The organism is Streptomyces resistomycificus, from assembly GCF_001514265.1.
Classification (GTDB): Bacteria; Actinomycetota; Actinomycetes; order Streptomycetales; family Streptomycetaceae; genus Streptomyces; species Streptomyces resistomycificus.
Genome location: NZ_KQ948991.1, coordinates 605,539 through 631,774, shown reverse-complemented (window position 1 = coordinate 631,774; position 26,236 = coordinate 605,539). Strand labels below are relative to the sequence as shown.

General features: G+C 71.3%; 23 protein-coding genes and 1 tRNA gene. 17 read left to right on the top strand and 7 right to left on the bottom strand.

The genetic code is table 11. The annotated features are described in order from the left end of the window. Window positions 1-34 precede the first annotated feature (34 nt). Complete coding sequence (locus AQJ84_RS17310) at window positions 35-991, top strand: toll/interleukin-1 receptor domain-containing protein (protein ID WP_078632052.1); 957 nt, start codon at window positions 35-37, stop codon at window positions 989-991. 142 nt (window positions 992-1,133) lie between these two features. Here AQJ84_RS17310 and AQJ84_RS17305 read toward each other — a convergent pair. Both AQJ84_RS17305 and AQJ84_RS17300 read right to left on the bottom strand, forming a co-directional pair. Then, window positions 1,134-1,220, bottom strand: a tRNA-Ser gene (locus AQJ84_RS17305). A 58-nt stretch (window positions 1,221-1,278) separates the two neighbouring features. After that, window positions 1,279-2,847, bottom strand: a complete 1,569-nt coding sequence (locus AQJ84_RS17300) for a S1C family serine protease (RefSeq protein ID WP_053193048.1) — start codon at window positions 2,845-2,847, stop codon at window positions 1,279-1,281. 262 nt (window positions 2,848-3,109) lie between these two features. On the opposite strand from AQJ84_RS17300, the gene AQJ84_RS17295 reads away from it, so the two are divergent. From AQJ84_RS17295 to AQJ84_RS17285, 3 genes are all read left to right on the top strand, one after another. Next, window positions 3,110-3,937, top strand: coding sequence for a glycerophosphodiester phosphodiesterase (locus AQJ84_RS17295; protein WP_030041820.1), 828 nt, complete (start codon window positions 3,110-3,112; stop codon window positions 3,935-3,937). A 139-nt stretch (window positions 3,938-4,076) separates the two neighbouring features. Next, window positions 4,077-4,724 carry an ATP-binding protein gene (locus tag AQJ84_RS17290; protein ID WP_030041819.1) on the top strand — a complete coding sequence of 216 codons (648 nt, stop codon included), beginning with the start codon at window positions 4,077-4,079 and terminating at the stop codon, window positions 4,722-4,724. A gap of 141 nt (window positions 4,725-4,865) precedes the next feature. Further along, on the top strand, window positions 4,866-5,831 hold the full coding sequence (locus AQJ84_RS17285) for a DUF5926 family protein (RefSeq protein WP_053193049.1): 966 nt from the start codon (window positions 4,866-4,868) through the stop codon (window positions 5,829-5,831). Between the two features lie 245 nt (window positions 5,832-6,076). Here AQJ84_RS17285 and AQJ84_RS17280 read toward each other — a convergent pair whose 3' ends face one another. Next, complete coding sequence (locus AQJ84_RS17280) at window positions 6,077-6,676, bottom strand: hypothetical protein (RefSeq protein WP_030041817.1); 600 nt, start codon at window positions 6,674-6,676, stop codon at window positions 6,077-6,079. A 56-nt stretch (window positions 6,677-6,732) separates the two neighbouring features. After that, window positions 6,733-7,398, bottom strand: coding sequence for a bifunctional DNA primase/polymerase (locus AQJ84_RS17275; protein WP_030041816.1), 666 nt, complete (start codon window positions 7,396-7,398; stop codon window positions 6,733-6,735). 494 nt (window positions 7,399-7,892) lie between these two features. Between AQJ84_RS17275 and AQJ84_RS17270 the strand changes: the two genes are divergently transcribed. The 4 genes from AQJ84_RS17270 (at window position 7,893) to AQJ84_RS17255 (ending at window position 13,744) form a co-directional block, all read left to right on the top strand. After that, window positions 7,893-9,416, top strand: coding sequence for a PP2C family protein-serine/threonine phosphatase (locus AQJ84_RS17270; protein ID WP_198536400.1), 1,524 nt, complete (start codon window positions 7,893-7,895; stop codon window positions 9,414-9,416). A 94-nt stretch (window positions 9,417-9,510) separates the two neighbouring features. Further along, complete coding sequence (locus tag AQJ84_RS17265) at window positions 9,511-10,977, top strand: aminopeptidase P family protein (protein ID WP_030041814.1); 1,467 nt, start codon at window positions 9,511-9,513, stop codon at window positions 10,975-10,977. Window positions 10,978-11,097: 120 nt separating this feature from the next. Beyond that, entirely contained in the window at window positions 11,098-12,465 is a 1,368-nt protein-coding gene (gene pdxR / locus AQJ84_RS17260; RefSeq protein ID WP_030041813.1) for a MocR-like pyridoxine biosynthesis transcription factor PdxR, read from the top strand. Window positions 12,466-12,520: 55 nt separating this feature from the next. Continuing rightward, entirely contained in the window at window positions 12,521-13,744 is a 1,224-nt protein-coding gene (locus AQJ84_RS17255; protein ID WP_030041812.1) for an MFS transporter, read from the top strand. Here AQJ84_RS17255 and AQJ84_RS17250 read toward each other — a convergent pair. The 3 genes from AQJ84_RS17250 to AQJ84_RS17240 all read right to left on the bottom strand — a co-directional run bounded on the left by AQJ84_RS17250 (window position 13,719) and on the right by AQJ84_RS17240 (window position 16,075). After that, window positions 13,719-14,558 (bottom strand): triphosphoribosyl-dephospho-CoA synthase, encoded by an 840-nt coding sequence (locus AQJ84_RS17250; protein WP_030041811.1) that lies wholly within the window; start codon window positions 14,556-14,558, stop codon window positions 13,719-13,721. The two genes, AQJ84_RS17255 and AQJ84_RS17250, sit on opposite strands and share 26 nt — an antisense overlap. Window positions 14,559-14,561: 3 nt before the next feature. Further along, entirely contained in the window at window positions 14,562-15,506 is a 945-nt protein-coding gene (locus AQJ84_RS17245; protein WP_225877302.1) for an intradiol ring-cleavage dioxygenase, read from the bottom strand. Window positions 15,507-15,619: 113 nt separating this feature from the next. After that, window positions 15,620-16,075 carry an ATP-binding protein gene (locus tag AQJ84_RS17240; protein ID WP_030041809.1) on the bottom strand — a complete coding sequence of 152 codons (456 nt, stop codon included), beginning with the start codon at window positions 16,073-16,075 and terminating at the stop codon, window positions 15,620-15,622. 231 nt (window positions 16,076-16,306) lie between these two features. Here AQJ84_RS17240 and AQJ84_RS17235 point away from each other — a divergent pair, with 231 nt between their 5' ends. The 9 genes from AQJ84_RS17235 to AQJ84_RS17195 all read left to right on the top strand — a co-directional run. Next, window positions 16,307-17,221 (top strand): hypothetical protein, encoded by a 915-nt coding sequence (locus AQJ84_RS17235; RefSeq protein WP_030041808.1) that lies wholly within the window; start codon window positions 16,307-16,309, stop codon window positions 17,219-17,221. A 204-nt stretch (window positions 17,222-17,425) separates the two neighbouring features. Next, window positions 17,426-18,166, top strand: a complete 741-nt coding sequence (locus tag AQJ84_RS17230) for a YcnI family copper-binding membrane protein (protein ID WP_030041807.1) — start codon at window positions 17,426-17,428, stop codon at window positions 18,164-18,166. 112 nt (window positions 18,167-18,278) lie between these two features. Continuing rightward, window positions 18,279-18,935 carry an SCO family protein gene (locus AQJ84_RS17225; RefSeq protein ID WP_030041806.1) on the top strand — a complete coding sequence of 219 codons (657 nt, stop codon included), beginning with the start codon at window positions 18,279-18,281 and terminating at the stop codon, window positions 18,933-18,935. After that, window positions 18,932-19,396 carry a copper chaperone PCu(A)C gene (locus AQJ84_RS17220; protein ID WP_030041805.1) on the top strand — a complete coding sequence of 155 codons (465 nt, stop codon included), beginning with the start codon at window positions 18,932-18,934 and terminating at the stop codon, window positions 19,394-19,396. Before AQJ84_RS17225 ends, AQJ84_RS17220 begins: the two co-directional genes overlap by 4 nt. A 13-nt stretch (window positions 19,397-19,409) precedes the next feature. Next, on the top strand, window positions 19,410-21,461 hold the full coding sequence (locus AQJ84_RS17215; protein WP_030041804.1) for a copper resistance CopC/CopD family protein: 2,052 nt from the start codon (window positions 19,410-19,412) through the stop codon (window positions 21,459-21,461). Between the two features lie 9 nt (window positions 21,462-21,470). Beyond that, window positions 21,471-22,772 carry an iron uptake transporter deferrochelatase/peroxidase subunit gene (gene efeB, locus AQJ84_RS17210; RefSeq protein WP_030041803.1) on the top strand — a complete coding sequence of 434 codons (1,302 nt, stop codon included), beginning with the start codon at window positions 21,471-21,473 and terminating at the stop codon, window positions 22,770-22,772. Window positions 22,773-22,851: 79 nt separating this feature from the next. Next, a complete protein-coding gene (gene pheA / locus AQJ84_RS17205; protein WP_030041802.1) occupies window positions 22,852-23,784 on the top strand; it encodes a prephenate dehydratase in 933 nt (310 codons plus the stop codon). A gap of 540 nt (window positions 23,785-24,324) precedes the next feature. Continuing rightward, window positions 24,325-25,602 carry a serine--tRNA ligase gene (gene serS / locus AQJ84_RS17200; RefSeq protein WP_037803321.1) on the top strand — a complete coding sequence of 426 codons (1,278 nt, stop codon included), beginning with the start codon at window positions 24,325-24,327 and terminating at the stop codon, window positions 25,600-25,602. Next, the coding region (locus tag AQJ84_RS17195; RefSeq protein WP_059198835.1) for an HAD family hydrolase at window positions 25,599-26,236 on the top strand (638 nt) is incomplete at its 3' end. The genes serS and AQJ84_RS17195, both read left to right, overlap by 4 nt.

Sequence of the window (26,236 nt, the reverse complement as noted above, 5' to 3'; positions counted from 1 at the left end):
TAGTCAGCTGATACTAGCCGCATCGAGGTGACGCGTGACTTCAGACGAGAAAAAGGTATTCATAAGCTACAGGCATGGACATAGTGACCCCTATGCGGGATGGCTGCGCGATCGTCTGGCTGAACGTTTTGGTGCATCCAATGTATTCATGGACGCGGATTCCTTGGAACCTGGGGTCGACTTCCCCAAGGTAATAGCCCAGGCAATCACAGCGTGTGATGTCCTCATTGCCCTGATCGGCTCCGACTGGATCGGTTCTTCCGTGGGCCGCCCAAGGATCTTTGATCCGCAGGACTGGGTTCGACGAGAGGCGGAAACCGCACTGGACAGTGGGATCAGGGTGATCCCCGTCTTACTTCAAGGGGCCCAGCTCCCACCGTCGCAAGACATTCCGTCCACCTTGGGGCGGATCCGCGACAAGAACGCCCTGACACTGACAGCAGCAACCTTCAACGACGACGTACGTAAATTGATAGATGCGATCACCTTCGCCAGCGCCGGCGATTGGGGGACCGAACCCGCCAAACGCATGGAGAGAGGCCGAACCCTTCGCTTCACCGAAATCGATCGACAGTACCGGTCACTGTTCGACTTCGATAAATCCCAGTACCGCCACGACCCGTTTATCCAGCCCAGCTATCGGAGAGGACAGCTCGACCGTCTGACCGACAACCTGGATACGGACGAAGAGGTTGCCCACATGTTCCTGTGCAACTTCTGGGTCGATGGCGAGGTCAAAACGCTTCACACCGACAACGCGTCTCATCGGGGGCTGGCAGCTTTGACGCATCGTCGAGTGATCTACATTCCGAGGTCGACAAACAGGCCAGTGCAGTTCATTCCCTATTCGCATCTAATCAACGTAGATCGCCGCCTCATCACGATCGTCCTAACGCTTGCGCAAGGGAACGCTGGGCTCGTATCCATAAAGCCGCACGCAAAACTCCCCTTGGCTCAACGCTACATAAACGATCGTTTGACCAACCGCTGAAATCCCCTTTCGCTCCGTCAGAACCCGGTATACGCGCGAGTCAGGGTGCGACAGGGGCGAACGCCGGGCGACTGGGGAACGCAGAAGGGGTGCCCCTCCGGAGAGAGGCACCCCTTCTGAGCTGCAACCTTCTGACCTGCTGCGGTGGGTGTGGGATTTGAACCCACGGTGACATCGCTGCCACGACGGTTTTCAAGACCGTTCCCTTAGGCCGCTCGGGCAACCCACCCCGCGCCGCCGCAGCGGCGGCGCGGGACAAGAGTAACGGGTGGCGCGGGCGGTGCGGGTCAGCTGTCGCCTGTGCGGGAGCCCAGGGTGAGTTCGACCGTGCGGGTCTTGCCGGAGCGCTCGTAGGTGACGGTGACCTTGTCGCCGGGCTTGTGGGTCCAGATCTCGCCGATGAGGGTGGGCCCGGAGTCGATCACGGTGTCGTCGAGCTTGGTGATGACGTCGCCGGGCTTGAGGCCGGCCTTGTCGGCGGGGCCGCCCGCCTCGACCGGGTCGGAGCCGCTGGCGCCCTGCTCGGTGATCTGGGCGCCGCCGGTGCCGTCCTCGAGGGAGACGGACGCGCCGATCTTGGCGTAGACGGGCTTGCCGGTCTGGATCAGCTCCTTGGCGACGCTCTGGGCCTGGTTGATCGGGATGGCGAAGCCGAGGCCGATCGAACCGGACTGGCTGGTGCCGCCCAGGCCGCCGTTGCTGCTGGACTGGATCGCGGAGTTGATGCCGATCACGTTGCCCTGCGCGTCCAGCAGCGGGCCGCCGGAGTTGCCGGGGTTGATCGAGGCGTCGGTCTGCAGGGCGCTCATGTAGGACGCGTTGCTGCCGGTGCCGTCGCTGGAGGCCACCGGGCGGTTCTTCGCGCTGATGATGCCGGTGGTGACGGTGTTGGACAGGCCGAAGGGGGCACCGATCGCGATCGTGGAGTCGCCGACCGCAACCTTGTCGGAGTTGCCGAGGGTGAGCGGCTTGAGGTCCGAGGGCGCGTTCTTCAGCTTGATGACCGCCACGTCGTAGCCCTGGGCGTGGCCCACGACCTCGGCGTCGTACTTCTTGCCGTTCGGGAAGGTCGCGCTCACCTTGCCGCCGTCGACCGCGTCGGCCACCACGTGGTTGTTGGTGACGATGTGGCCCTCGGTGTCGAAGACGAACCCGGTGCCGGTGCCGCCCTCGCCGCTGGTGGACTCGGCCTCGATGGTGACGGTGCTGGGCAGCGCCTTGGCCGCCACACCGGCGACCGTGCCCGGGTCGCGCTTGACGGAGCCGCCGCTGTCGGAGGCGGAGACGGTCGTCGAGGAACCGTTGTCGCCGTTCTTGGCCAGGGTGTAGCCGAGGCCTCCGCCCAGGCCGCCCGCGACCAGTGCGGCCACCAGGATCGCGGCCACCAGGCCACCACGACCGCTGCGCGGCTTCGGCGCGGGCTGCTGGTAGGCGGCGCCCCAGGAGGCTCCCGCGCCACCGGCGCCGCCATCACCGTAGGGCGTGCCGCCAGAGCCGCCGTACGGCGTGCCGCCGGACGAGCCGTCCCCATAAGGCGCCGCGGGCGCCGCACCGGAGCCGGCGTCGGCGTACGACGGGGTGGCCGGAGGCGGCGGGGGCGGCCAGCCGCCCTCCGGGGCTGAGCCACCCTGCGGGGCACCGGTGCCGCTCGCGGCGTAGGCCGGGGCCTGGCCCGCGTGCACCAGCTGCTCCTGGGCGCCGGGGGCGTTCGGCGGCGTCGGCGGGAGCTGGGTCGTCGGGGCACCCGTGTCGGGAGCGGCGGGCTCCTGGGGCGCCGAAGCCGCGGGAGCATCCACCGGCACAGGGGGTGCGGACGGGGCCGGGGGTACCGCGGTGCCCTCGTTCTCGGTGCTCACAGCTTCTCTCCTCGATCCACGGCTGATGTTGTCGGTCGCACTCGGTCACACGCCTCACACTTCGCGTGGGCAGACGGTCCGGCGCGATGCAGCTGTGCATGTGTTTTGTATGCCGTCAGCTTTTCCCACGGGCCGTCAGAGCACCATAAGCGGTGCCTGTGCGTCCACGGCCATTCTTTATATAGGCCATGTAGGACAATTGGTGCGCAATCCCAAAGGCTCCGTTCGCACACGTACCCGCGTGCGGTGGCACCATGACGCGGTGACCCTCGCACGACAGCACCGGATCCAGGTCGTCGCCCACCGCGGAGCCTCCGAGGAGGCCCCCGAACACACGCTGGCGGCGTACCGGAAGGCGATCGAGGACGGTGCCGACGCCCTCGAATGTGACGTAAGACTGACCGCGGACGGCCATCTCGTCTGCGTCCACGACCGTCGCGTCAACCGTACGTCCAACGGGCGCGGAGCGGTCTCCGCGCTCGAGCTCGCCGATCTCGCGGCCCTGGACTTCGGCTCCCGGAGGAACCGGGAGTTCTGGCGCACGCGCGACGAGGAGCCCGACTGGGAGTTCCGCCCCGAGGACCGCGAGGACACCTCCGTCCTCACCCTGGAGCGCCTGCTGGAACTCGTCGCCGACGCGGGGCGCCGGGTGGAGCTGGCGATCGAGACCAAGCACCCGACCCGCTGGGCGGGGCAGGTCGAGGAGCGGCTGCTGGTCCTCCTGAAGCGCTTCGGGCTCGACGCACCGGCGGCAGCCACGGAGTCGCCGGTGCGCGTCATGAGCTTCTCGGCGCGCTCGCTGCACCGGATCCGGGCCGCCTCGCCCACGCTTCCCGGGGTCTATCTGATGCAGTTCGTCTCGCCCCGGCTGCGCGACGGACGGCTGCCGGCGGGTGTCGGGATCGCGGGCCCCTCGATCCGGATCGTGCGCAATCACCCCGCGTACATCGAGCGCCTGAAGCGAGCCGGCCACCAGGTGCACGTCTGGACGGTGAACGAGCTCGAGGACGTCGATCTCTGTGCCGACCTGGGCGTCGACGCCATCATCACCAACCGGCCGCGCGCCGTGCTGGGCCGACTGGGCCGCTGACACGCGCGCGCGTGCCGCACGACTCTTGACCCGGTGGCCCCACTGGCCCCATCCTCCGATCTCGGCCACACCAACGAAATCCAGCCAGGCAGCTACAGGGAGTGCTCCGGCGCGTTCGGTACGTGTTCGATCAGTGTGAATGCGTCGCCGGTCGCGGATTGGCCGGTTTCCGGTACAGGCCAATGGGGCATCCACACCGTGGCGTGGGGCAAAGGAGGTCTCGGGGGTGGCGTTGGTGGTGGCACAGGAGGTGCCCGCGTCGTCGAGCATGGCCGTACCCCATGGCCCTGCGGGCGTGGGCAAGGCGAGGCACCGCATGCGTACGCAGTTGCGCACGGGCGGGGTGTCGGAGACGGTCATCGACGACGCCGTACTGATCCTTTCCGAACTCTTGAGCAACGCCTGCAAACACGGCCGCCCACTGGGCGACGCCCTGGCCGGGGACGGCGACGTCCGGGCCGCGTGGCGCGTGGACACGGGCGGCAGGCTCACGGTCGAGGTCACGGACGGGGGCGGGCCCACCCGCCCGGCTCCGGCCACGCCCTCGGTCACCGCGCACGGCGGCCGCGGGCTGAACATCATCACCGCGCTGGCCGACGACTGGGGTGTACGGGACGACGCCCGCGGCGAGGTCACGGTCTGGGTCGTCGTCCACGAGGACGTCCATGATCCGGACGCCGGTCATCGTCGGGACGACTTCGCTACGCGCGTCACGGCACCCGCCGTCGCGGTCATACCCGAGATGTCCGGGCTGAGCTTCGCGGACGCCTTCGACGACCTGGACTGAACCACCTGATCCCCGGATGTTCCGACGCGTTGTCCACAGGTCGGCACGTAGGCCGCGTTGTCCACAGGCTCCGGTCGGCGGCGACGCGAAGGGCTAGGCTCGCGCCCGTACGAGACGAGCCGTAACCGGGAGACACGCACGATGGCCAAGAAGCGCCCCCAGACGAAGGCCAAGCGGCCGCAGCTCAGCGATGCCGAGATCCCGGTCGTCGGCGCCCGCGAGCCCTGCCCCTGCGGCAGCGGCCGCCGTTACAAGGCCTGTCACGGCCGGGCCGCCCAGCACGCCGCGACCGAGCTGGTACAGCGCCCCTTCGAGGGGCTGCCCGGCGAGTGCGACTGGGTCGCCCTGCGCGAGCTGGTGCCGGCCGCCACGGTCGGACTCACCCTGAAGGACGGCCTCCCCGAGGGCGTCCCGTCGGTCACGCTGGCAACGGTCCTGCCGATGGCCTGGCCCGCCCTGCGCCGCGACGACGGCTCGGTCCTGCTCGGCCTGCAGAACGACACGGCGTCGGGCGACATCAGCCGCGACCTCGCCGACACCCTCCAGCGCGCGCTCACCGCGGACCCCGGCACCCCGGTCCAGTCCCGCCGCGCCCCGGCGGACGGTCCGCGGCTGCAGGAACTGCTCGACGCCGAAGGCGCGTTCGAGCCAGTTGTGCACCCGGGCTTCGAGTTCTGGGTCCCGGACGCGGAGAACGCCACACCGGAGGTGGCCGCCTCCCTGGAGCGGGCCAACGCCGCGGCCATCCCGACCGTGCGACTGACCGGCGTGGACGCCGCGTACTGGTGCGAGACGCCGGACAAGAACCACCTGCGCTGGGTCATGCCGCACCCGGAGGAGCAACTTCTGGACGCCCTCGCGCGACTGCACGCGGCGGGCCGCTCGAACCTCGGCGAAGGCACCCGCCTGGTGGGCTCCTTCCGCGCTCACGGGCTCACCGTGCCCGTCTGGGACCTGCCGAGCGGGGTCGGCGCGGAGGACATCGAGAAGCCCGCCGCCGAGTTCGCCGAGCGTCTCTCCGGCGCGCTGGCCACGGACGCGCCGCTGACCGCGGACGAGCGCCGCGCGCGCGGCGGCCTCACCAACCGGCAGGTCACGCTGAGTTGAGCGGATCGGGTGCGGCTGACCGGTCGTTCAGCCGCACCCGCCCTGGCGGAACCAGTGACTCCGCTTACAACTCCCCTTCTCCGCAAGCGAGTCGGTGGCCAAATAGCCGAGCAACAGCCGAGCTCGAATTTGCGAACGGCGGATCTCTTGTTACCGTTCGAGTAGCCCGGTTGCTGGTGCATCCCCCGTCGCCAGCAACCGGGTCTTTGCATGTCCGCATGTTCTTTACGCAACGACGTCGTGCGTCAACTACCCGTAGCCGCCTCTGAGTTGCTGCCGGACCGCAGCAGCAGCGGCCCCGTTCCACCGCGCGCCGCGAACTCCGCCACCGCCGTGTACCCCTCCAGGTTTCCCCGGGTGGCCTCCCGGGGCGTCTCGCAGGTTCCCGGCTCGTCGTCGGCCCCGACCGCGCAGTGGATCTGCACGGTGCGCCCGCCGGGCCCCATGAGGCTCAGCACCGAATCCAGCGCGCCACCGGTCGCGTTGCGGTAGTAGGTGCGGGCCCAGCTCTCCTCACCCTGCGTGAGAACACACGTCTGTGCCTCCACCCCGTCGGGGGAGGTGAGTTCGGGGCCGCAGCGGGCGGCGGTGGCCAGGCCGAGGCCGAGCAGCAGCGGGGAGTCGGCCGGTTCGGCGGAGGGCGCCTTGGCGTCGGCGGGCGCGGAAGGCCGTACGGCATCGCGCGCGTCGGCGGGCGCGGAGGCGCGGGGGTGCGGGGCGGGCCGCACGGCGTCGCGGGCGAGCGGGTTCCCCTCGTCGCCCACCTGTCCCGCGGACGCCATGGCCAGCGGCAGCGCGACCGCGCACGCCACGACGCCCGCGAGGGCGAGCAGACGAAGGTTCATAGACCGCAAGATAGCCAGCGGGGCACGCGTCCGGTTCCGCCCGCGCCCGACACCCCCTACAACTCGGGTGCGCTCACACCCGTACGAGTGAGAGCCTCGACGACCGCGTCCACCACGGCCTCCACGTCGGGCACCCACGGGGAGGCCGAGCCGGGAAGCGGAGCGCGCTCCCAGCGGATCTCGCCCTGCCCGGTCTCCGACGGGGGCAGGGCCAGGTAGCCGCCCTCACCGTGGAAGCGGAGGGAGCCGGGGACGTGGTCCTGGGCGTACAGCAGTTCGCCGAGCTGCTCCAGGGAGTACGGCTTCACCAGCAGCGCCCAGCGGGTGGGCGAGGCGACGACCGGGCCCAGGCGCATGCCCTGGGCGTCGAGCGCGGCGAGGGCGCGGGCCGCCGGGAGCGCCGGCAGGCTGACCGCACAGGGTGCGTTGCCGCCGGTGGCCAGGACGATCGGGGCCGCGGGGCGGTTTCCCCACCACCAGCGCACCATGCGCGCGTCGGTGGTGGCCGCGAGGAGCCCCGGGTCGAAGGGATGGGCACCGGGCACCGTGCACTCGGCGTCGGGGCAGCCGCAGCGGGCCCGCCCCTGCGGGTCACCCGCCACGCCCGGGAGTACGGGCCACTGCCATTCCGTCGCGAAGGTCAGGGCCGCGCTGATCAACTCAGGCCTTCCGTCACTGCGCTGGGACAGGAGCCTGCGTCGCTTTCCGAGGATCTCGCGCATGAGCGCTCGTTCCTTTCCGTTGCACCGCTGGCAACACCGAGGACCACATCACACCATGTGTCGATCACTTCACTGTGCGTACCTGTTGGCGCATCACACCCCTGTCGGAGACAAGGGGAACCCCTATGAGCCGAGCGTGGAGCTACGTCCGCGGCAGCCTCGCCCACTCTGCGGTCTATCAAAAGCGTGGGCCTGGCGTGGGGGTGGCGAAGTCTGGCGTTTTGCGTTCCGCGTATTTCTCTTCGCCTCCGCCGCGGGAGGATGGGGCTCGGTCGTCGGTGGCTAAGACGCCCGGGTCCGTCGCCAGGTTCCGGGAGGTTCCCAACCACCCCTGGCCTTCTCCGAGTACGTACCCATCACGACCGATGTGACGCTCCGTGGAGCAGAGCCAGTCGACCGCAATAAGGCCTTACCCGAGGCAGTTTTAGGCCAACTTCGCTTTTTGGCAAGTGGTGCACTGTCAGCCCACGGACACCAGGAATCCCGGCAGGACAATGCTGGACATCCCCTCACGAGTGCGTGTACATGTGGAGACACTGCTAGCGGCGCAGAATGACATGGGGGTTTGCGATGCTTTTGAGCAATACGCACCGGTCGGAAAGCCGGACGCCATGAACGCCCCTCACCCTCCGAAAGTGGCCGGAATCGATTCAACGGTTCCCGCACCCGCACACACTGTCGCGCCCGCGCCTGCCGCCTCGGGTGCCTCTGCGGTGCTCTCACCCAACGCGCCGGGGGCACTGCTGCAGGACCGCCTCGCCGGCTGGGTCTCCGACCTCACGACCCTGCACGAACTCACCGAACGCCTGGCCCGCACCGACGCGCTGTCCGACGCGCTCCAGGAACTGCTGCGCGCCGGAGCGTCCCTGGTGGGCGCCCGCCGCGGACTGGTCGTACTGGAGCCGGGCGACGGGCTCGGCCCCGACACCACCATCGGCCTCGGCCTGGCCCGCGCCGACCTCGGCCACATCGAGACCGTGCCGCGCAGTTCCCTGTCATACGGCCGCATCCTCGACGGACTGCCCGGCGGCGACGCCGAGATCGCCGAACCGGACCTGTTCGCGGAGGACAAGCTCGACCCCCGGCACCGCGAGGTCGCCGCCCGCCTCGGTTACGCCGCGAGCTACGCGCTGCCCCTCACGGCCGACGCGTCCACGGAGACGGCCGGCCGCCTCGGCGCCGCCGTATGGCTCTACGACGAGCCCGCCGAGCCCACCGAGCGGCAGCGCCACCTGGTGGGCCTGTACGCCCGGTACGCCGGCGAGCACCTGGCGCGGCTCCTGGAGGTCGAGCGCACGCGCGCGTGCATGGCGACGATCTCCGAGGAGCTGCTGCCGTCCCGGCTCCCCCGCGTAGCGGGCGTACGGCTCGCCGCCCGGCACCGCACCGGCCCACGCGGCGGCGGCGACTGGTACGACGCGCTGCCCCTGCCGGACGCCGCGCTCGGCCTCGCCGTGGGCTCGGTGACGGGTTCCGGGCCCAGCGCGATCGCCGCGATGGGACGCCTCAGAGCGTCCCTGCGGGCGTACGCCGTGATGGAGGGCGAGGACCCGGTAGCCGTCCTGTCCGACCTGGAGCTGCTGCTCAGGCTGACCGAGCCGGCCCGCTCCGCCACCGCCCTGTTCGCCTACTGCGAGCCCGCGCTGAGCAAGATCACGCTGGCCGGTGCCGGACACTGCCCGCCGCTGCTGGTCGGCGAGCGGCGCACCGAGTTCGTGGAGACCTCCGTGTCCGCGCCGCTAGGGATGCTCGCCTGCTGGGAGGCACCGAGCGTGGAGCTCCAGGCCGAGGCCGGCGAGACCGTGCTGCTCTACACCGACGGACTGCTGCACCGCACCGGCGACCCCACCGACCGCGCCTTCGCCCGGCTGCACGCCGCCGCGGCCGGCGTTCCGAAGGCGCTGCGGCGCGACCCGGAGGCGATCGCCGACCACGTGCTGCGCACCGTGCTGCCGGACGGGCTGGACGAGGCCGACAGCGAGGAGGACGTGGTCCTGCTCGCCGCTCACTTCGAGTAGTCGCCCGCGGACGCTCGTGTAACAGGTCATTCGGCCCTGGGCCCCCTTCCGTACGACCGTACGATGGAGGGGGTCCAGTGCCGTATCAAGGAGGATGACCGTGGCCGACGAGCTCGATCCGGAGACCCCGGAGACTGAGTCTGAAGAGCCGATCAAGCAGCGCAAGAACGGCCTGTACCCGGGCGTGTCCGACGAGCTCGCCGAGAGCATGAGGTCCGGCTGGGCCGACACGGAGCTCCACGACCTGGAGCCGATCGCCCAGGCCGCCGAGACCGCCGCCCGCCGCGCCGCGCTGTCCGCACGCTTCCCGGGCGAGCGCCTGGTGATCCCCGCGGGCAACCTGAAGACCCGCTCGAACGACACCGAGTACGCCTTCCGGGCCTCCGTCGAGTACGCGTACCTCACCGGCAACCAGACCGAGGACGGCGTCCTGGTCATGGAGCCGACCTCCGACGGCCACCAGGCGACGATCTACCTCCTGCCGCGCTCCGACCGGGACAACGGCGAGTTCTGGCTCTCCGGCCAGGGCGAGCTGTGGGTGGGCCGCCGGCACTCGCTGACCGAGGCGGAGAAGCTCCACGGCATCCCGGCCTCCGACGTGCGCGAGCTGGCGGACGCGCTGCGTGAGGCCACCGGCCCGGTGCGGGTCGTGCGTGGCTTCGACGCCGCCGTCGAGGCCGCCCTGACCGACAAGGTCACCGCCGAGCGCGACGAGGAGCTGCGGGTCTTCCTCTCCGAGGCGCGACTGGTCAAGGACGAGTTCGAGATCGGCGAGCTGCAGAAGGCGGTCGACTCGACAGTGCGCGGCTTCGAGGACGTGGTCAGGGTCCTCGACAAGGCCGAGGCCACCTCCGAGCGGTACATCGAGGGCACCTTCTTCCTCCGCGCACGCGTGGAGGGCAACGACGTCGGCTACGGCACGATCGCCGCGGCCGGCCCGCACGCCTGCACGCTGCACTGGGTGCGCAACGACGGCCAGGTGCGCTCCGGCGACCTGCTGCTGCTCGACGCCGGCGTCGAGACGCACACGTACTACACCGCCGACATCACGCGCACGCTGCCGGTCAACGGTCGCTTCAGCGAGATCCAGAAGAAGATCTACGACGCCGTGTACGACGCCCAGGAGGCCGGTATCGCGGCCGTGCAGCCGGGCGGCAAGTACCGGGACTTCCACGACGCGGCGCAGCGCGTGCTGACCGAGCGGCTCGTGGAGTGGGGTCTGGTCGAGGGGCCGGTCGAGCGGGTACTGGAGCTGGGCCTGCAGCGCCGGTGGACGCTGCACGGCACGGGGCACATGCTCGGCATGGACGTCCACGACTGCGCCGCCGCGCGCGTGGAGTCGTACGTCGACGGCACGCTGGAGCCGGGCATGGTGCTGACGGTCGAGCCCGGGCTGTACTTCCAGGCCGACGATCTGACCGTGCCGGAGGAGTACCGGGGCATCGGCGTGCGGATCGAGGACGACATCCTCGTCACCGAGGACGGGAACCGGAACCTGTCGGCGGGCCTTCCCAGGCGCTCCGACGAGGTGGAGTCCTGGATGGCCGCCCTGAAGGGCTGATACGAGCGGGATGGCCGGGTACCAGTGAGGTGCCCGGCCATTTCCGTCCACGGGTCGTCCGTGACTGGCCGCGCGGTTACCCGCGCCCTTCGGGGCGCGCGCACTCACGGGGGTTCATCGGTGGACGCGTTCTGGTCCGGTGTCGATCTGCATCTGGAGCCGGACGCGGCCGACGGACGCCGGGCCGGTCTCGAACGGGCCCTGCGGGACGCCGTACGGGACGGGCGGCTCGCGCCCGGGGACCGGCTGCCGGCCACCCGGCGGCTCGCGGCCGAGCTCGGGATATCGCGGGGGACCGCGAAGGCCGCCTACGACCAGCTCGTCGCCGAGGGGTACCTGACCGCGCGGCAGGGTTCTGGCACCCGGGTCGCCTCGCTGCCCGCCGTCGACGCCCCCACGCCGGAGACCGCCGCACGCGCGCGTGTGCCGCGGTTCGATCTGCGCCCGGGGAGCCCGGACGTGGGGACGTTTCCGGCGGCGGCCTGGCTGCGGGCGCTGCGGCGCGCCATCGCGACGGCGCCCTCGCGGGCGTACGACTACGGCGATCCGCGCGGCCGGATCGAGCTGCGGACGGCGCTGTCGGGATACCTGGGGCGGGCGCGCGGGGTGATCGCGCCGCCGGAGCGGATCGTGGTCACCTCCGGCTATGTGCAGGGCCTCTCGCTGCTCACGCGGGTGCTGGAGGGCGGCACGGTAGCCATGGAGGACCCCGGGCTGCCCTTCCACCGGGAGGTGGTGCGGCGGGGCGGTGGCAGGGTGGTGCCGGCGCTGGTGGACGAACGGGGCGTTGTCGTCGAGGACTTGGCAGACGCCTCGGCCGTCGTCGTCACACCCGCGCACCAGTACCCGACCGGCGTGACCCTGCATCCGCAACGGCGGCGGGCGCTCACCGACTGGGCACGCGCGCGTGGCGGTCTGATCGTCGAGGACGACTACGACGGGGAGTTCCGCTACGACCGGCAGCCCGTCGGCGCGCTCCAGGGCATGGCACCGGGACACGTGGCCTACCTGGGCACCGCGTCCAAGACGCTCGGGCCCGCGCTGCGGCTCGGCTGGATGGTGCTGCCGCCGGACCTGGTCGGCGCGGTCGCCGACGCCAAGCTGCACAGCGACCACCACACCGAGTCCCTCGGGCAGTTGGCCCTGGCCGAACTGATCGACAGTCATGCCTACGACCGTCATGTGCGCGCCTGCCGGCTGCGCTACCGGCGGCGCCGGGACCAGTTGTTGGACCGGCTGGGGGCGCGTCGGCGGGTACGCGGGATCGCGGCCGGGCTGCACGCGCTGGTGGAGGTCCGCGACGAGGCGGAGGTGCTGGCGCGGGCGGCGGAGGAGGGCCTCGCGGTGGGGCACCTCGGGGAGCACTGGCACACCCCGGGCGTCGCGGGACGGCCGCAGGGGCTGGTCGTGGGGTACGGGACGCCTCGGGAGCGGGTGTATCCGCAGGCCCTGGACGTGCTGGGCAAGGTGCTGGAATTGGGCCACTGAAACGGGCACCTATTGGGCCTTAAGAGAGGCCCACCGCGCTTCTAGTGTCGTTCCCATGACGAACTCACTCGTCCCGCCCGCGGGCCCGCAACGCGTCCTGGCCCTGGCCCAGTTGGCCAACTCCGTCGGTGACGGCGCCTACTACGTGACGTCGGCGCTGTACTTCACCCACGTCGTCGGACTCGCCCCCGCGCGCGTGGGGCTCGGGCTGACCGTCGCCTGGGCGGTGGGCTCGCTGGTGGGGGTGCCGCTGGGACGGCTCGCCGACCGGCGTGGGGCGCGGGGCACCGCGGTGCTGCTGGCGCTGGCCACCGGGCTCGCGGTGGCGTCCTTCCTGGCCGTCCGGGACTTCGTGCCGTTCCTGGTGGCCGCCTGCGCCTACGCCTCCGCCCAGTCGGGGCTCGCCGCGGCCCGGCAGGCCCTGCTGGCGGGGCTGGTGTCCGCCGGGGAGCGCACGGGGCTGCTCGCACACCTCCAGTCGACGCTCAACGCCGGGCTCGCCGTCGGCGCGGGCCTGGGCGGGCTCGCCCTGCACGCCGGGACGCGGGCGGCGTATCTCGGGGTGTTCGCGCTGGACGCGGTGGGTTTCCTGCTCTGCGCCGGGCTGTTGGCGCGGTTGCCCTCGGTGGCGCCCGTGACCCGTACCAGGCGCCGTGACCTGGGTGTCCTGCGTGATCGCCCCTACGCCCTCCTCACGCTGCTCAACACCGTCCTCCTGCTGCGCATGCCGCTGCTCAGCCTCGGGCTGCCGCTGTGGATCGCCGAGCGCACCGACGCCCCCACCTGGCTGGTCTCCGCGCTGTTCGTGCTCAACACCGGGGCGGTGATGGTGTTCCAGGTCCGGATGGCGCGCGGGGTCACGGGACGCGCGACGGCCACGCGCGCGGTGCGGCGGTCGGGGTGGGTGATGCTCGCGGCGTGCGCGGTGTTCGCGCTGTCGGCGGGGGCGTCGCCGTGGGTGGCCGTGGGCGCGCTGGTGGTGGGGGCGGTGCTGCAGGTGGCCGCCGAGATGGGACAGTCGGCCGGGTCCTGGCAGTTGTCCTTCGACCTGGCCCCGGCCGATCGCGTCGGCGAGTACCAGGGCTTCTTCGGGACGGGCGTGACCGTGGCCCGCACCCTGGGTCCGCTGGTCCTGACCTCGCTGCTGCTCGGGTGGGGGACCGCGGGGTGGCTGCTGCTGGGCGGGGCGACGCTGGTGGCGTCGTACGCGATGGGGCCGGCGACCCGTCGGGCCGCCGGCCGCGAGGGGGATGTCAGGCGGGCCGTTCCCGTGAACTGACCGGCACCGGAAGCGAGTCCAGGAACAGTGCCCCCGCGAGCAGCCCCGCGCTGCCGCGGGGGCTCCACGCGCGCGCGTGCAGGTCGGCGTCGAGGGCGTACAGAGCCGCGCGGCCCGCCTCCGTCGCCGTACCGCCCGCGTCGAGGACCCCGCGGGCGCCCGCCTGGACGTGCCGCAGGCCGATCGGGCCCGCGGTGTGCAGGAGTTCGGTGTCCTGGAGGGTGGACATCACGGTGACCAGGGCGTCCAGCCGGGCCTCCTCCTCACCCGCGCCGGCCGAGCGGGCGGCGGCGAGGGCGTCCAACGCCCGCCGTACGTGCGGGAATCCGGCGCGGGCCTCGCCGCGCGCCCCCGCGGCGCCGTACTTCGCCGAGATGGACGAGCCGCGCGAGGGGCGCCGGGGCGCGCGCCGGTCGGGGTGGGCGGCGATCCGCTTGGCGGCCGCGGCCACCTCACGCGCCCCGGCCCGGGGTTCGAGGGCGGCCGCGGCGACCAGCAGGCCGAGCGCCCACAGGGCACCGCGGTGGCCGCCGCCGGCCAGGCCCACCGAGTGCTCGGCGCAGCGGCCGATCGCCCCCAGTTCGATGCGGAGCTGGGGCGAGGGTTCGCCCGTGCGGCGGGCCGCGGCCGCCATCGCCGCGAGGCCGGGCGTGAGTGCCTTGGCGGACCAGCGCAGAGCGCGGTGGTCCACCCGGGTCCGTGACGCGCCGAGGTCACGCGGGTCGGGCAGGCCGGGCTTGGGGGCCAGCGCCAGCTGCCCGGTCAGGGCCGCCACGGCGGCCTGGGCCAGCGCGTCGTCCTCGCGGCTGTTCACGCGCTACGAGGACGCGGAGGCCGACGGGGAGGCACTGTCGCTCGGCGGAGTGCCGGTCGGGGCGTCGCTCGGGGCGCCACTCGGGGGCGTACCGCCGCCGCCACCGCCCGCCCCGGTGTTCTCCGCGTCGGGGTCGACGCCGAGCGTCAGGGAACCCTTGTAGCCCTTGGAGGGGTCCTTCCTGTGCACGGCCTTGAGGGTGAGCAGACCGCTGGACGCGCCGCCACCGTCGTAGACCATGTCGTCGGCGAGCACGGTGTAGCTGCCGGAGTGCTGCGCGTACGGCTCCAGCGTGAAGATCTCCTCGGCGATGGCGTCGGCGAAGAACAGCTGGCCGGTGTAGTTGACCTTGCCGCCCTCGTAGGTGCCGTCCTCCTTCTGGCCGCCGGTGTGCACCTTGAGGTGGATGTGGCAGGTGCGCGGGGTGTACCAGCCCGGGAAGATCGTCTCGAACTTGACGACCCCGTTGGCGTTGGCGATCTGGTAGCCGCGCAGATAGGTGTTGTCGTTCGCGGTCGAGCCGTCCTCACTCTCCGCGGGCGCGGAGCCGCCGGGGTTGGCGGTGGTGTAGCCGGAGTAGTAGCCCCAGGCGTCGCAGTGCCAGATCTCGACGGCCGCGCCGGGCACCGGGGTGCAGCCGTCGGTGGCGTCCACGACGGTCAGGCGCAGGGTCAGCGGGACGCCGCTCTTGCCCTCGCTGATGTCCTTGCGGACCAGGGCGCCGTCCAGGTAGTACGGCCCCTCGGTGACGCTCGACATCAGTGTCATGCACGCGCCGCCGGTGGAGGTCGCCGACGCGGTGGCCCCGGCCTCGGCGGTGGTCGTCGCGTCGTCGGCGAAGGCCGACTGGTACCCCGCCACGGCGAGACCGCCGGCCGCGACCGTGCCCCCGGTCACCGCTAGGGCGCGGCGCCGGGTGAGGGAGGTGTCTTTGTGTTTTCCCGTCATGTCCATGAACATAGGAAGGACGACCGTCAGGAACCTGAGCCCTCGCTGTGCGCAGAGTATGAACGCGCACCGCGCATCCTCGGGGGGGCGGTGCGCGTTCGCGGTCGCCGCGGTCACACCGCGATCAGCGGCGCGTCCTTCCTCCACTTCAGGATCTTGTCGAAGCTCACCACCGCGCCCCGCCGGCCGGGCTTGTTGCCGATGTGGACGTGGTCGGCGAGTTCCTGGATGAGACACAGACCGCGGCCGTTCTCGTCCTCCACGGGCACCGGACAGGTGGCCGGCCGGGTCCGCACCGCGGGGAACCCGGGACCGGAGTCGGCGACCTCGATACGGCACTTCTCGCCGTCGAGGTAGGCGGTGACCCGGTACGCCTCCGAGAGTCCCTCGTGCCCGCCGTCGCCGCCGTGCTCCACGGCGTTCGCGCAGGCCTCGCTGAGGGCCAGGGAGAGGTCGTAGGAGATGTCGGGGTCGACGCCCGCCGTCTCCATGGTGCCGAGCAGCAGCCGCCGGGCGAGCGGAACGCTCGCAGCCTCGCGCCGCAGATGGAGTGACCACCAGATGCTCATGCTCCAGCCTCCCGGCCGCGGCTCGACATACCGTTACGTATTGCCGCCAGTGCCGGGGTGTAAGCACACAGTTGACGTGATGCCGCCCATATGGGGGATGTGCCCGTGACTGCCACCGGTGTATGTGGGACGCCTTGTGGCAGAACGTGACCTTCCGGCTGTACGTCGCGTACGTCATCTTGTGGACCTGCCGTATGGCGGTCATGAGGCCAGTGCGATGATGAGCCCGCCATGACTGCCCCCCACACTCGTACAGCGCGCTCCGGAGGCGATCTCCGGGTGTTGCGGGCCGCGGTGTTCGCCGCGGTCTGCGTCGTGCTGGCCGCGGCCGGTCACAGCGTGGCCTCCTGCGCCACGGTTCCGCCGTGGACGCTGGGCGCGGGTTTCCTGGGGGCCTTCCTGGTCGTGGCACCGCTCGCCGGACGCGAGCGTTCGCTGCCGGGCACAGCGGCGCTCCTCACCCTCGGACAGACCGTGCTGCACGTGCTGTTCGGACTGGGACAGCACGGCACGGCGGCGAGCGCGACCGGCGGTGCGGCGGTGCTGGCGTCCACGTCCGGCATGTCCTCCGCGGCCTCAGCGGCCTCCGCGTCCTCCGCGTCCTCGGTGTCGTCGTTGTCCGACGCCGCGCTGGTCGAGCAGGCCGCGCGCTTCGTGTGCGGGACCACGGCCGCGGCGATCAGCCCGGCCCAGGCCCACCAGATCCTCGTGAACGCCCGGATCTACCCGGGGGCGGGTACGGGCACGGCGGCGGGCGCCGCGCACCACCCCGCGGACGCCCTGTCCACCACCGCGGGCTCCTCCACGGCGCTGCTGCCCTCCCTGCCGATGCTGCTCGGCCACGTCCTGGCGGGCATCGCCGCCGGATGGCTGCTGCGTCGCGGGGACATGGCGCTGGTGCGGCTCATGGAGATGTCCACGCTGTCGGCGCACACAGTCGCCGAAGGGGCGCTCGTACGTTCCCTGCGCGGGGCGCTCGCGCTGGTGCGTGCCCTGCGAGCCGGACTGCCGGGCACACCCGGGGCCGGTCCGCGCATCCCGCGTACCGCGCTGCTCGCGCCACCACCCCTGCGCACCACCGCACTCCAGCACACGGTGACCAGGCGCGGGCCGCCGACCGCCGCCGCGCTCCTTCTCGCCGCCTGACGCGACGCGACCGTAACTCCACCTCCTTGCACAGCCGTGGAGAGGGACGCCGTCGTGCGGCACGCGCGTGTGTCCGTGTTCCCGTGTCTCCGTGTTCCGGATGATCGGTGACGCACGCGCACGCGTACCCCTCTTCATCACCGTCATCACGTCATCAGCTTCGTCACCGGGAATCCCGGTGCCTCTCGGAGTGGAGTGCTCCTCATGAAGGCCTCTCGTCTCGCCGCCGCCGGCGCCGTCGCCGCCTCGGCCGTCGTCGTCCTGTCCTCGCCCGCGTTCGCACACGTGAGCGTGCAGCCCGAGGGCACCGCCGCCAAGGGCGGTTACGCGGTCATCGACTTCAAGGTCCCCAACGAGCGCGACGACGCCTCGACCACCAAACTCGAGGTCAACTTCCCGACCGACCACCCGCTCTCCTCCGTCATGCCGGAACCGATGGCCGGCTGGGACGTCAAGGTCACCAAGTCCAAGCTCGACAAGCCCATCGAGGCGCACGGCCGGCAGCTCACCGAGGCGGTCTCCAAGATCACCTGGACGGCGACCGGCAAGGGCGTGGAGCCCGGCTACTTCGAGAAGTTCCCCGTCTCCGTCGGCGCGCTGCCCGAGGACACCGACGAACTCGTCTTCAAGGCGATCCAGACGTACTCCAACAAGGAGGTCGTCCGCTGGATCGAGGAACAGGAGGACGGCGCCGAGGAGCCCGAGAACCCGGCGCCCGTGCTGACGCTCTCCGCCGCCTCCGAGGACGGACACCACGGTTCGTCCGCCACCGCGGAGGCCACCGAGAAGGCCGACGACGACGCGGAGAAGGCCTCCGCCGAGACCGCCGCCCCCGCCGACAGCAGCGACACCACCGCCCGCGTCCTGGGCGTCGTCGGCATCGTCATCGGCGTGGTGGGCGTGGCGTACGGCGTGCTCGCCGGACGTCGGCGTACCGACGCCTGACGCTCACCCGCCCGGTGCGCACCGGGGTCTTCACGACCGCCCGCCGACCGTGAGTCGACCTGCGGAGCGACCCCGGTGCCGTCCGGTACCACCACATCTGGGAAATGTTTCTATGCGCAAGAAGACGTTCGCCGCGGCCGCGCTGCTCGCCGCCGCCACTCTGACCCTGACCGCGTGCGGCAGCGAGAACGACAGCGGCTCACCGGTCTCCGTGGTCTCCGAGGAGGCCGGCTCGGACAAGGCCGCCACCGTCCTCGACCAGCCCTTCGAAAAGCCGGACCTGGTCCTGACCGACACCCAGGGCAAGAAGTACGACCTCCGCAAGGAGACCGCGGGCAAGCCGACGCTGCTGTACTTCGGCTACACGCACTGCCCCGACATCTGCCCCCTGACGATGAACAACATCGCCGTCGCCAAGAAGTCGCTGCCCAAGTCCGAACAGGACGAGCTGCGCGTGATCTTCGTGACCACCGACCCGGACCGCGACACCCCCTCCGAGCTCGGCAAGTGGCTCAAGGGCATCGACAGCCGGTTCGTCGGCCTGACCGGCGACTTCGCCACCATCCAGGCGAGCGCCCGCACCCTCGGCATCTCCATCGAGCCGACGCACAAGGACAAGAAGACCGGCAAGGCCGTCTCCGTGCACGGCACCCAGGTCGTCGCGTTCTCCCCGAAGACCGACGCGGGTTACGTCCTCTACGGCGAGGACGCCACCGTCGACGACTACACCAAGGACCTTCCCAAGCTCGTCAAGGGTGAGAAGCCGTGAGGCCGCTCGCGGTGCCCGCCGCGGTGCTCACCGCGGCCCTGGTGCTGACCGGCTGCGGTTCGGACTCCGGCTCCGGCTCCGACAGCACAGGCGGCGACATCTCCGTCTCCGGCGCCTACATGCCGCAGCCGGTGTCCGACGACATGGCGGCCGGCTACCTGACGATCGTCAACGACACCGGCAAGAAGGCCGAACTGGTCTCGGTCACCAGCGACATCGGCGAGGTCACCATGCACGAGACGGTCGGGGGCGCGATGGAGGAGCTCACCCGCTTCTCCATCCCCGCCCACGGACGCCTCGCGTTCAAGAGCGGCGCCAACCACCTGATGTTCGACAAGCTGAAACACAAGCCCGAACAGGGCCAGACCGTCTCCGTCGAGCTGCACTTCGCCGGGGCCGACCCGGTCGTCGTGAAGATGCCGGTGAAGTCGGCGACGTACGTCCCGAAGACCGGACACTGACGGAGGGATCACCTTGACCCAGACCATCACCCCCCGCGTCCGGACCCTGGTGCTGCTGCTCCTGGCCGCGGCCGGCCTGCTGCTGGCCGGGGCCGCGCCGGCCTCCGCGCACGCCGCGCTGACCGGCAGCGACCCCCAGCAGGGGGTGGTGGTCGACAAGGCACCCACCCAGGTCTCGCTGACCTTCTCCGAACAGGTCTTGCTGTCCGCCGACTCGCTGCGCGTGCTCGACCCCAAGGGCAAGCCCGTCCAGAACGGCAAGCCGTCCAACGTGAGCGGGACGACGTACTCCGTCCGGCTCCACAGCGGCCTGCCCGACGGCACCTACACCGTCGCCTACCAGGTCGTGTCCGCGGACAGTCACCCCGTCGCCGGCGCCTACACCTTCTCCGTCGGCGCGCCCTCGTCCACCTCCGTCTCGGTCTCCGGCGACACGGCGGGCGGCGGGGTCGTCGGCTGGCTGTACGGGCTCGGTCGGTACTTGTCGTACGCCGGGTTCGTCGTCCTGGCCGGCGGGGCGGCCTTCGTCCTCGCCTGCTGGCAGCGCGGCTCCGGCGTACGGGCCATGCAGCGGCTGGTCGTCTCCGGCTGGCTCACGCTCACCTCCGCCACGCTCCTGCTGCTGCTCCTGCGCGGCTCCTACACCGGCTCCGGCAAGGTCGGCGACATCTTCGACCTGGACCTGCTCGGACAGGTGCTGCAGACCAAGACGGGCGCGGCGCTGGTCTCCCGGCTGATGCTGCTCGCCGCGGCCGCGCTGTTCATCGCGGTCCTCTTCGGCGCGTACGACAAGCGCGAGGACCAGGAGAAGCGGGACCTCACCTTCGGGCTCGCCGTCGGCGGGACCGTCGTGGCCGCCGGGCTCGCCGCGAGCTGGGCGATGTCCGAGCACGCCTCGGTCGGCCTCCAGGCGGGCATCGCCATGCCGGTCGACATCGTCCACCTGCTGGCCGTCGCGGCCTGGCTCGGCGGGCTCACGGCCCTGCTCGTCGCGCTGTACCGGGCACCCGCGGACACCCCCGTCGACGCGACCGCAGTACGCCGCTTCTCCGCCGTCGCCTTCGGCAGCGTGGTCGCGCTGGTGCTGACCGGGACCTACCAGTCGTGGCGCCAGCTGGGCTCCTGGTCGGCCTTCACCGACACGCGGTACGGCCAGCTGCTGCTCGTCAAGATCGGACTCGTGGCGCTGCTCGTGGGCGTCGCGTACATCTCACGCCGGTGGACGGCACGGCTGGCGGACACGGCGGTCCAGCGGGCCGAGAGCGCACCGCACAAGGAGCGGGTCGCGGCGCGTACCGGGGCCGCGGGCGCCAAGGACGGCCCGGGGGCGTCACCGGACTCGGGAGACGCGGAGGGCGGCGCCAGGGAGGCCACCGGGGACGCAGCGGGTACCGAGGACGGTGCCCAGGACTCCGAGAGCGGTGCCGGAGCATCCGACGACGTGCGGGACGCCGAGGGGGCCGGCGCGTCCGACGGCGTCGGCTCCGAGCGAGCCGCGCAACTCGCCCGGCAGCGGGCGGCGATGGACGCGGCACGGGACAAGCGGGAGCGGGACGCCGACCCCAACCGGTTCGGGCTGCGCCGCTCGGTGCTCGCCGAGGCGGGCGTCGCGGTCGTGCTGCTCGCCGTGACCACCGTGCTGACACAGACCGAACCCGGCCGCACCGAGGAAGCGGCCAAGGCGGCGACCTCTGCTTCGTCCTCCTCCACCGCCCCGTCCTCCGGGGCGGTGACCCTGGACATGACGTTCGACACCGGCGGCGAGGACGGCAAGGGCGTCGTCACCGTCGACCTGGATCCCGCGCGCGTGGGCGCCAACGAGATGCACGTCTACGTACAGCGGCCCAACGGCCGTGCCTTCGACGTCCCCGAAGTGAAGATCGCCTTCACCCTGGAGGCCAAGGACATCGGGCCGCTGCCCGTCGTCCCCGACCACATCACCACCGGGCACTGGGCGGCGAGCGGAGTGCAGATCCCCGTGGCCGGCGACTGGAAGGTCGCCGTGACCGTGCGGACCTCCGACATCGACCAGACGACCGTCTCCAAGAACGCGCAGATCGGCTGAACCATCACCATGCCTGACCAGTCCATTCCGGAGGCCCGTACTCCCGACGCGGCTCCAGAGGCGGCCACCTCCGACCAGGCCGCTCCTCGTGCGGAGAACCTCTCGCGGCGGAAGCTGCTCAGCACCGCCGGCGCCACCGGGCTCGTCCTCGGTGCGGCCGGCGGGGCCGTGGGCTACGCCGCCCGCCCGGCCGAGGCCACCCCGCTCACCTCCGTGGGCGACGGCCAGGTGATGTTTCACGGGAAACATCAGCCCGGCATCACCCAGGGCCTCCAGGCCCGCGGCCATCTCGTCGCGTTCGACCTGAGGGCGGGGGCCGGCCGCAAGGAGGCCGCCGCGCTGCTGCGCCGGTGGTCACAGACCGCCGGCCGGCTGATGGCGGGCGAGGCGGCGACGCCGGACGACACGGACGTCGCCCGGGACGCCGGTCCGTCCTCCCTCACCGTCACCTTCGGCTTCGGCCACAGCTTCTTCGCCAGGACCGGGCTGGAGAAACAGCGCCCTGCCTCCTTGGACCCGCTGCCCGACTTCTCCTCCGACCACCTCGACAAGAGGCGCAGCGACGGCGACCTGTGGGTACAGATCGGCGCCGATGACGCGCTGGTCGCCTTCCACGCGCTGCGGGCGATCCAGAAGGACGCGGGCAGCGCGGCCCGCGTCCGCTGGCAGATGAACGGCTTCAACCGCACGCCCGGCGCCACCGCGCACCCCATGACGGCCCGCAACCTGATGGGCCAGCTCGACGGCACCCGCAACCCCAAGCCCGCCGAGTCCGACTTCGACCGGCGGATCTTCGTACCCTCCTCCGGCTCGGGCGACCCGTCGTGGATGGCCGACGGCTCCTATGCCGTCGTACGCCGTATCCGCATGCTCCTCGACGACTGGGAGCAGCTCTCGATCAAGGCCCAGGAGGACGTCATCGGGCGCCGCAAGTCCGACGGGGCGGCGCTGTCCGGGGGCACCGAGACGACCGCGATGGACCTGGAGAAGACCGACGCCCAGGGCAATCTGGTCGTTCCCCTCAACGCGCACGCCCGGATCACGCGGCCGGACCAGAACGGGGGCGCGGCGATGCTCCGGCGCCCGTTCTCCTACCACGACGGCATCGACGGCGACGGGGTCCCCGACGCCGGTCTCCTCTTCGTCTGCTGGCAGGCCGACCCGTTGCGCGGCTTCGTCCCCGTGCAGCGCAAGCTCGACCGGGGCGACGCCCTGTCCCGGTTCATCCGCCACGAGGCGAGCGGCCTGTTCGCGGTGCCGGGCGGAGCGGCCGAGGGGGAGTACGTGGGGCAGCCGCTGCTGGAAGGCTGAGGTCACGCGGGTTCACTCACCCGAGGGGCTGTGGTGAGACGCGCACGCCGGGTTCCGCAAGGCCCATTAGGGTGAGGTCATGCCAGCGAGCTATGCGTATCTCGGCCCTGAGGGCACCTTCACCGAAGTCGCTCTGCGCACGCTTCCCGAGGCGGCCACCCGGGAGCTGATCCCTTACGTGTCCGTGCAGTCCGCCCTCGACGCGGTGCGGGCGGGTGAGGCCGAGGCCGCTTTCGTGCCGATCGAGAACTCCGTCGAGGGCGGGATCACCACCACGCTCGACGAGCTGGTCGCGGGCGCCCCGCTGACCATCTACCGCGAGGTGCTGCTGTCGATCACCTTCGCGCTGCTGGTCCGGCCCGGCACCAAGCTGTCCGACATCAAGACGGTCTCCGCACATCCGGCCGCCCAGCCGCAGGTGCGCAACTGGCTCAGGAACAACCTCCCCGACGCCGCCTGGGAGTCGGCCGCCTCCAACGCGGACGCGGCCCGTCTGGTCCAGGAGGGCCGCTACGACGCCGCCTTCGCGGGCGAGTTCGCGGCCGCCCGGTACGGCCTGGAGGCCCTGGAGACGGGGATCCACGACGCGGAGAACGCCCAGACGCGGTTCGTTCTGGTGGGCCGGCCCGCCCGTCCGGCGGCGCCGACCGGCGCGGACAAGACGTCCGTCGTGCTGTGGCAGCGCGACGACCACCCGGGCGGACTGCGCGACCTCCTCGGTGAGTTCGCCACCCGGGGCATCAACCTGATGCTGCTGCAGTCCAGGCCCACCGGTGAGGGCATCGGCAACTACTGCTTCTGCATCGACGCCGAGGGCCACATCTCCGACCGCCGGGTCGCCGAAGCCCTGATGGGACTCAAGCGGATCTGCCTCCAGGTGCGCTTCCTCGGCTCGTACCCCCGTGCGGACGCGGACGTGGCGGACGTACGCCCTCTGTTCCCGGGGACCTCGGATGACGAGTTCGTGTCGGCGGCGGACTGGGTGGCGCGATGCCAGGACGGGCGTTTCTAGAACGTTTCCAGCCGCTCCTACCTGCATATTTTAGTTATCCACAGGAGTTATCCACAGGCGCGCTTCTCGACCTGGGGACAAGTCGACAACGAAGCGCCACTCAGTCGACAAATCGCCCTACAGGCCCCGGATTCGTCCACAGTCGCGTAGGTCACTCTTCGTCCACCCGTTTCCCTTCCGCCATCCTTTGGAGCGACTCATTTCCACCCGAAAGTGGGCGTGACTCTGGTTTGGGGCGGGAATTCCCCCTTGGGCGCACCCGACTCGGAATGATCGATTCCGATGTCCACAGATCTTTCGCACACCCTGTGGATAACTTTTCGGGGCTGTGGATTTCTGTGGACGAGACCCGGCCCAAGTCCCGCTCCGGACAAGGGAATCCAGTCAACCCGACGCTTGCCGCATGCCCCGTCCCGGGGAGTGAGACGCTTTTCCTTGACACGATCGGCAATTGCCTCATAACGGAACGTAAGACGCGAATCGACGCAGCACGGAATAGTGAGTCGTGAGCCGTGACCCCGCACCGGTAGCCTGGGTCACGTGATTGACCTTCGCCTGCTCCGTGAGGACCCCGACCGTGTGCGTGCGTCGCAGCGCGCCCGTGGAGAGGACGTCGCGCTCGTCGACTCTCTCCTGTCTGCCGACGAGCGGCGCAGGTCGTCCGGCGTCCGCTTCGACGAGCTGCGTGCCGAGCAGAAGGCGCTCGGAAAGCTCATCCCCAAGGCCTCCTCGGACGAGAAGGCCGAGCTGCTGAAGAGGGCGAGCACCCTCGCCGCCGACGTCAAGGCCGCCGACGCCGAGCGCGACACGGCCGACGCCGAGGCCAAGGAGCTCCTCCTCCAGCTCAGCAACCTGGTGCACCCCGAGGTGCCCGTGGGCGGCGAGGAGGACTTCGTCACGCTGGAGACGCACGGCACCATGCGTGACTTCGGCGCCGAGGGCTTCGAGCCCAAGGACCACCTGGAGCTCGGCCACATCCTCGGCGCGATCGACGTCGAGCGGGGCGCCAAGGTCTCCGGCTCGCGCTTCTACTTCCTGACCGGCGTGGGCGCCCTGCTGGAGCTCGCCCTGGTGAACGCGGCGATCGCACAGGCCACGGCGGCCGGCTTCACCCCGATGCTGACGCCCGCCCTGGTCCGCCCCCAGTCGATGGCCGGCACCGGCTTCCTCGGCCAGGCGGCCCAGGACGTCTACCACCTCGCCGACGACGACCTCTACCTCGTCGGCACCTCCGAGGTCCCGCTCGCCGCGTACCACATGGACGAGATCATCGACGCGGACCGCCTGCCGCTGCGCTACGCGGGCTTCTCGCCCTGCTTCCGCCGCGAGGCCGGCTCGCACGGCAAGGACACCCGGGGCATCTTCCGCGTCCACCAGTTCGACAAGGTCGAGATGTTCTCGTACGTCGACCCGGCGGACTCGCAGGCCGAGCACCAGCGCCTGCTGGAGTGGGAGAAGCAGTGGCTGACGTCGCTGGAACTGCCGTTCCGGGTCATCGACGTGGCCTCCGCCGACCTCGGCTCCTCGGCCGCCCGCAAGTTCGACTGCGAGGCGTGGATCCCCACGCAGGGCAAGTACCGCGAACTGACCTCCACCTCGGACTGCACCGAGTTCCAGTCCCGCCGCCTGTCGATCCGCGTCCGTGACGGCAAGCAGGTCAAGCCGCTGGCGACGCTGAACGGCACGCTGTGCGCCGTACCGCGCACCATCGTGGCGATCCTGGAGAACCACCAGCAGGCCGACGGATCCGTGCGGGTCCCCGAGGTGCTCCGCCCGTACCTGGGCGGCCGCGAGGTCCTGGAGCCGGTCGCCAAGTGAGTACGTCCGCCGCACCGGGCTTCCCCTACCGCCTGATCGCGACCGACCTCGACGGAACGCTGCTGCGCTCCGACGAGTCGGTCTCGCGGCGCACTCGTGAGACGCTCGCCGCGGCCACCGCGGCGGGCGCCGCTCACATCGTCGTGACCGGCCGCGCGGTCCCCTGGACCCGGCACATCCTCGACGACCTCGGCTACGACGGGCTCGCGGTCTGCGGCCAGGGCGCGCAGGTCTACCACGCCGGTGAGCACCGCCTGTTGACCTCGGTGACGCTGGACCGGCAGCTGGCCGGCGTGGCACTGGCGAAGATCGAGGCGGAGGTCGGCCCGCTGTACCTCGCGGCGAGCCGGGACGGCCTGGACGGCGAGGTGCTGGTGGGCCCCGGTTACGCGGTCACCGGCACGCTTCCCGCGACGCCCTTCACGGACGCGTCCGATCTCTGGACCGCCCCGCTGAACAAGATCTACATACAGCACCCCACGCTGACGGACGACGAGCTCGCCGAGGCCGCGCGCAAGGCCGCGGGCGGTTTCGTCACCGTCGCGATGGCCGGCGAGGGCATCGTCGAACTCCTCCCCCTCGGCCTCTCCAAGGCCACGGGGCTCTCCCTCGCGGCCCGCCGCCTGGGCATGAA

Excerpts from the sequence above, each read along its gene's own strand:
- AQJ84_RS17255 (WP_030041812.1), top strand. The coding sequence starts at position 12,521 with ATGACGAACTCACTCGTCCCGCCCGCGGGCCCGCAACGCGTCCTGGCC.
- AQJ84_RS17280 (WP_030041817.1), bottom strand. The coding sequence starts at position 6,676 with ATGAACCTTCGTCTGCTCGCCCTCGCGGGCGTCGTGGCGTGCGCGGTC.
- pheA (WP_030041802.1), top strand. The coding sequence starts at position 22,852 with ATGCCAGCGAGCTATGCGTATCTCGGCCCTGAGGGCACCTTCACCGAA.
- AQJ84_RS17245 (WP_225877302.1), bottom strand. The coding sequence starts at position 15,506 with ATGACGGGAAAACACAAAGACACCTCCCTCACCCGGCGCCGCGCCCTA.
- AQJ84_RS17235 (WP_030041808.1), top strand. The coding sequence starts at position 16,307 with ATGACTGCCCCCCACACTCGTACAGCGCGCTCCGGAGGCGATCTCCGG.
- efeB (WP_030041803.1), top strand. The coding sequence starts at position 21,471 with ATGCCTGACCAGTCCATTCCGGAGGCCCGTACTCCCGACGCGGCTCCA.
- AQJ84_RS17285 (WP_053193049.1), top strand. The coding sequence starts at position 4,866 with ATGGCCAAGAAGCGCCCCCAGACGAAGGCCAAGCGGCCGCAGCTCAGC.
- AQJ84_RS17230 (WP_030041807.1), top strand. The coding sequence starts at position 17,426 with ATGAAGGCCTCTCGTCTCGCCGCCGCCGGCGCCGTCGCCGCCTCGGCC.
- AQJ84_RS17275 (WP_030041816.1), bottom strand. The coding sequence starts at position 7,398 with ATGCGCGAGATCCTCGGAAAGCGACGCAGGCTCCTGTCCCAGCGCAGT.
- AQJ84_RS17265 (WP_030041814.1), top strand. The coding sequence starts at position 9,511 with ATGACCGTGGCCGACGAGCTCGATCCGGAGACCCCGGAGACTGAGTCT.
- AQJ84_RS17290 (WP_030041819.1), top strand. The coding sequence starts at position 4,077 with ATGCGTCGCCGGTCGCGGATTGGCCGGTTTCCGGTACAGGCCAATGGG.
- AQJ84_RS17225 (WP_030041806.1), top strand. The coding sequence starts at position 18,279 with ATGCGCAAGAAGACGTTCGCCGCGGCCGCGCTGCTCGCCGCCGCCACT.
- AQJ84_RS17240 (WP_030041809.1), bottom strand. The coding sequence starts at position 16,075 with ATGAGCATCTGGTGGTCACTCCATCTGCGGCGCGAGGCTGCGAGCGTT.
- AQJ84_RS17270 (WP_198536400.1), top strand. The coding sequence starts at position 7,893 with ATGCTGGACATCCCCTCACGAGTGCGTGTACATGTGGAGACACTGCTA.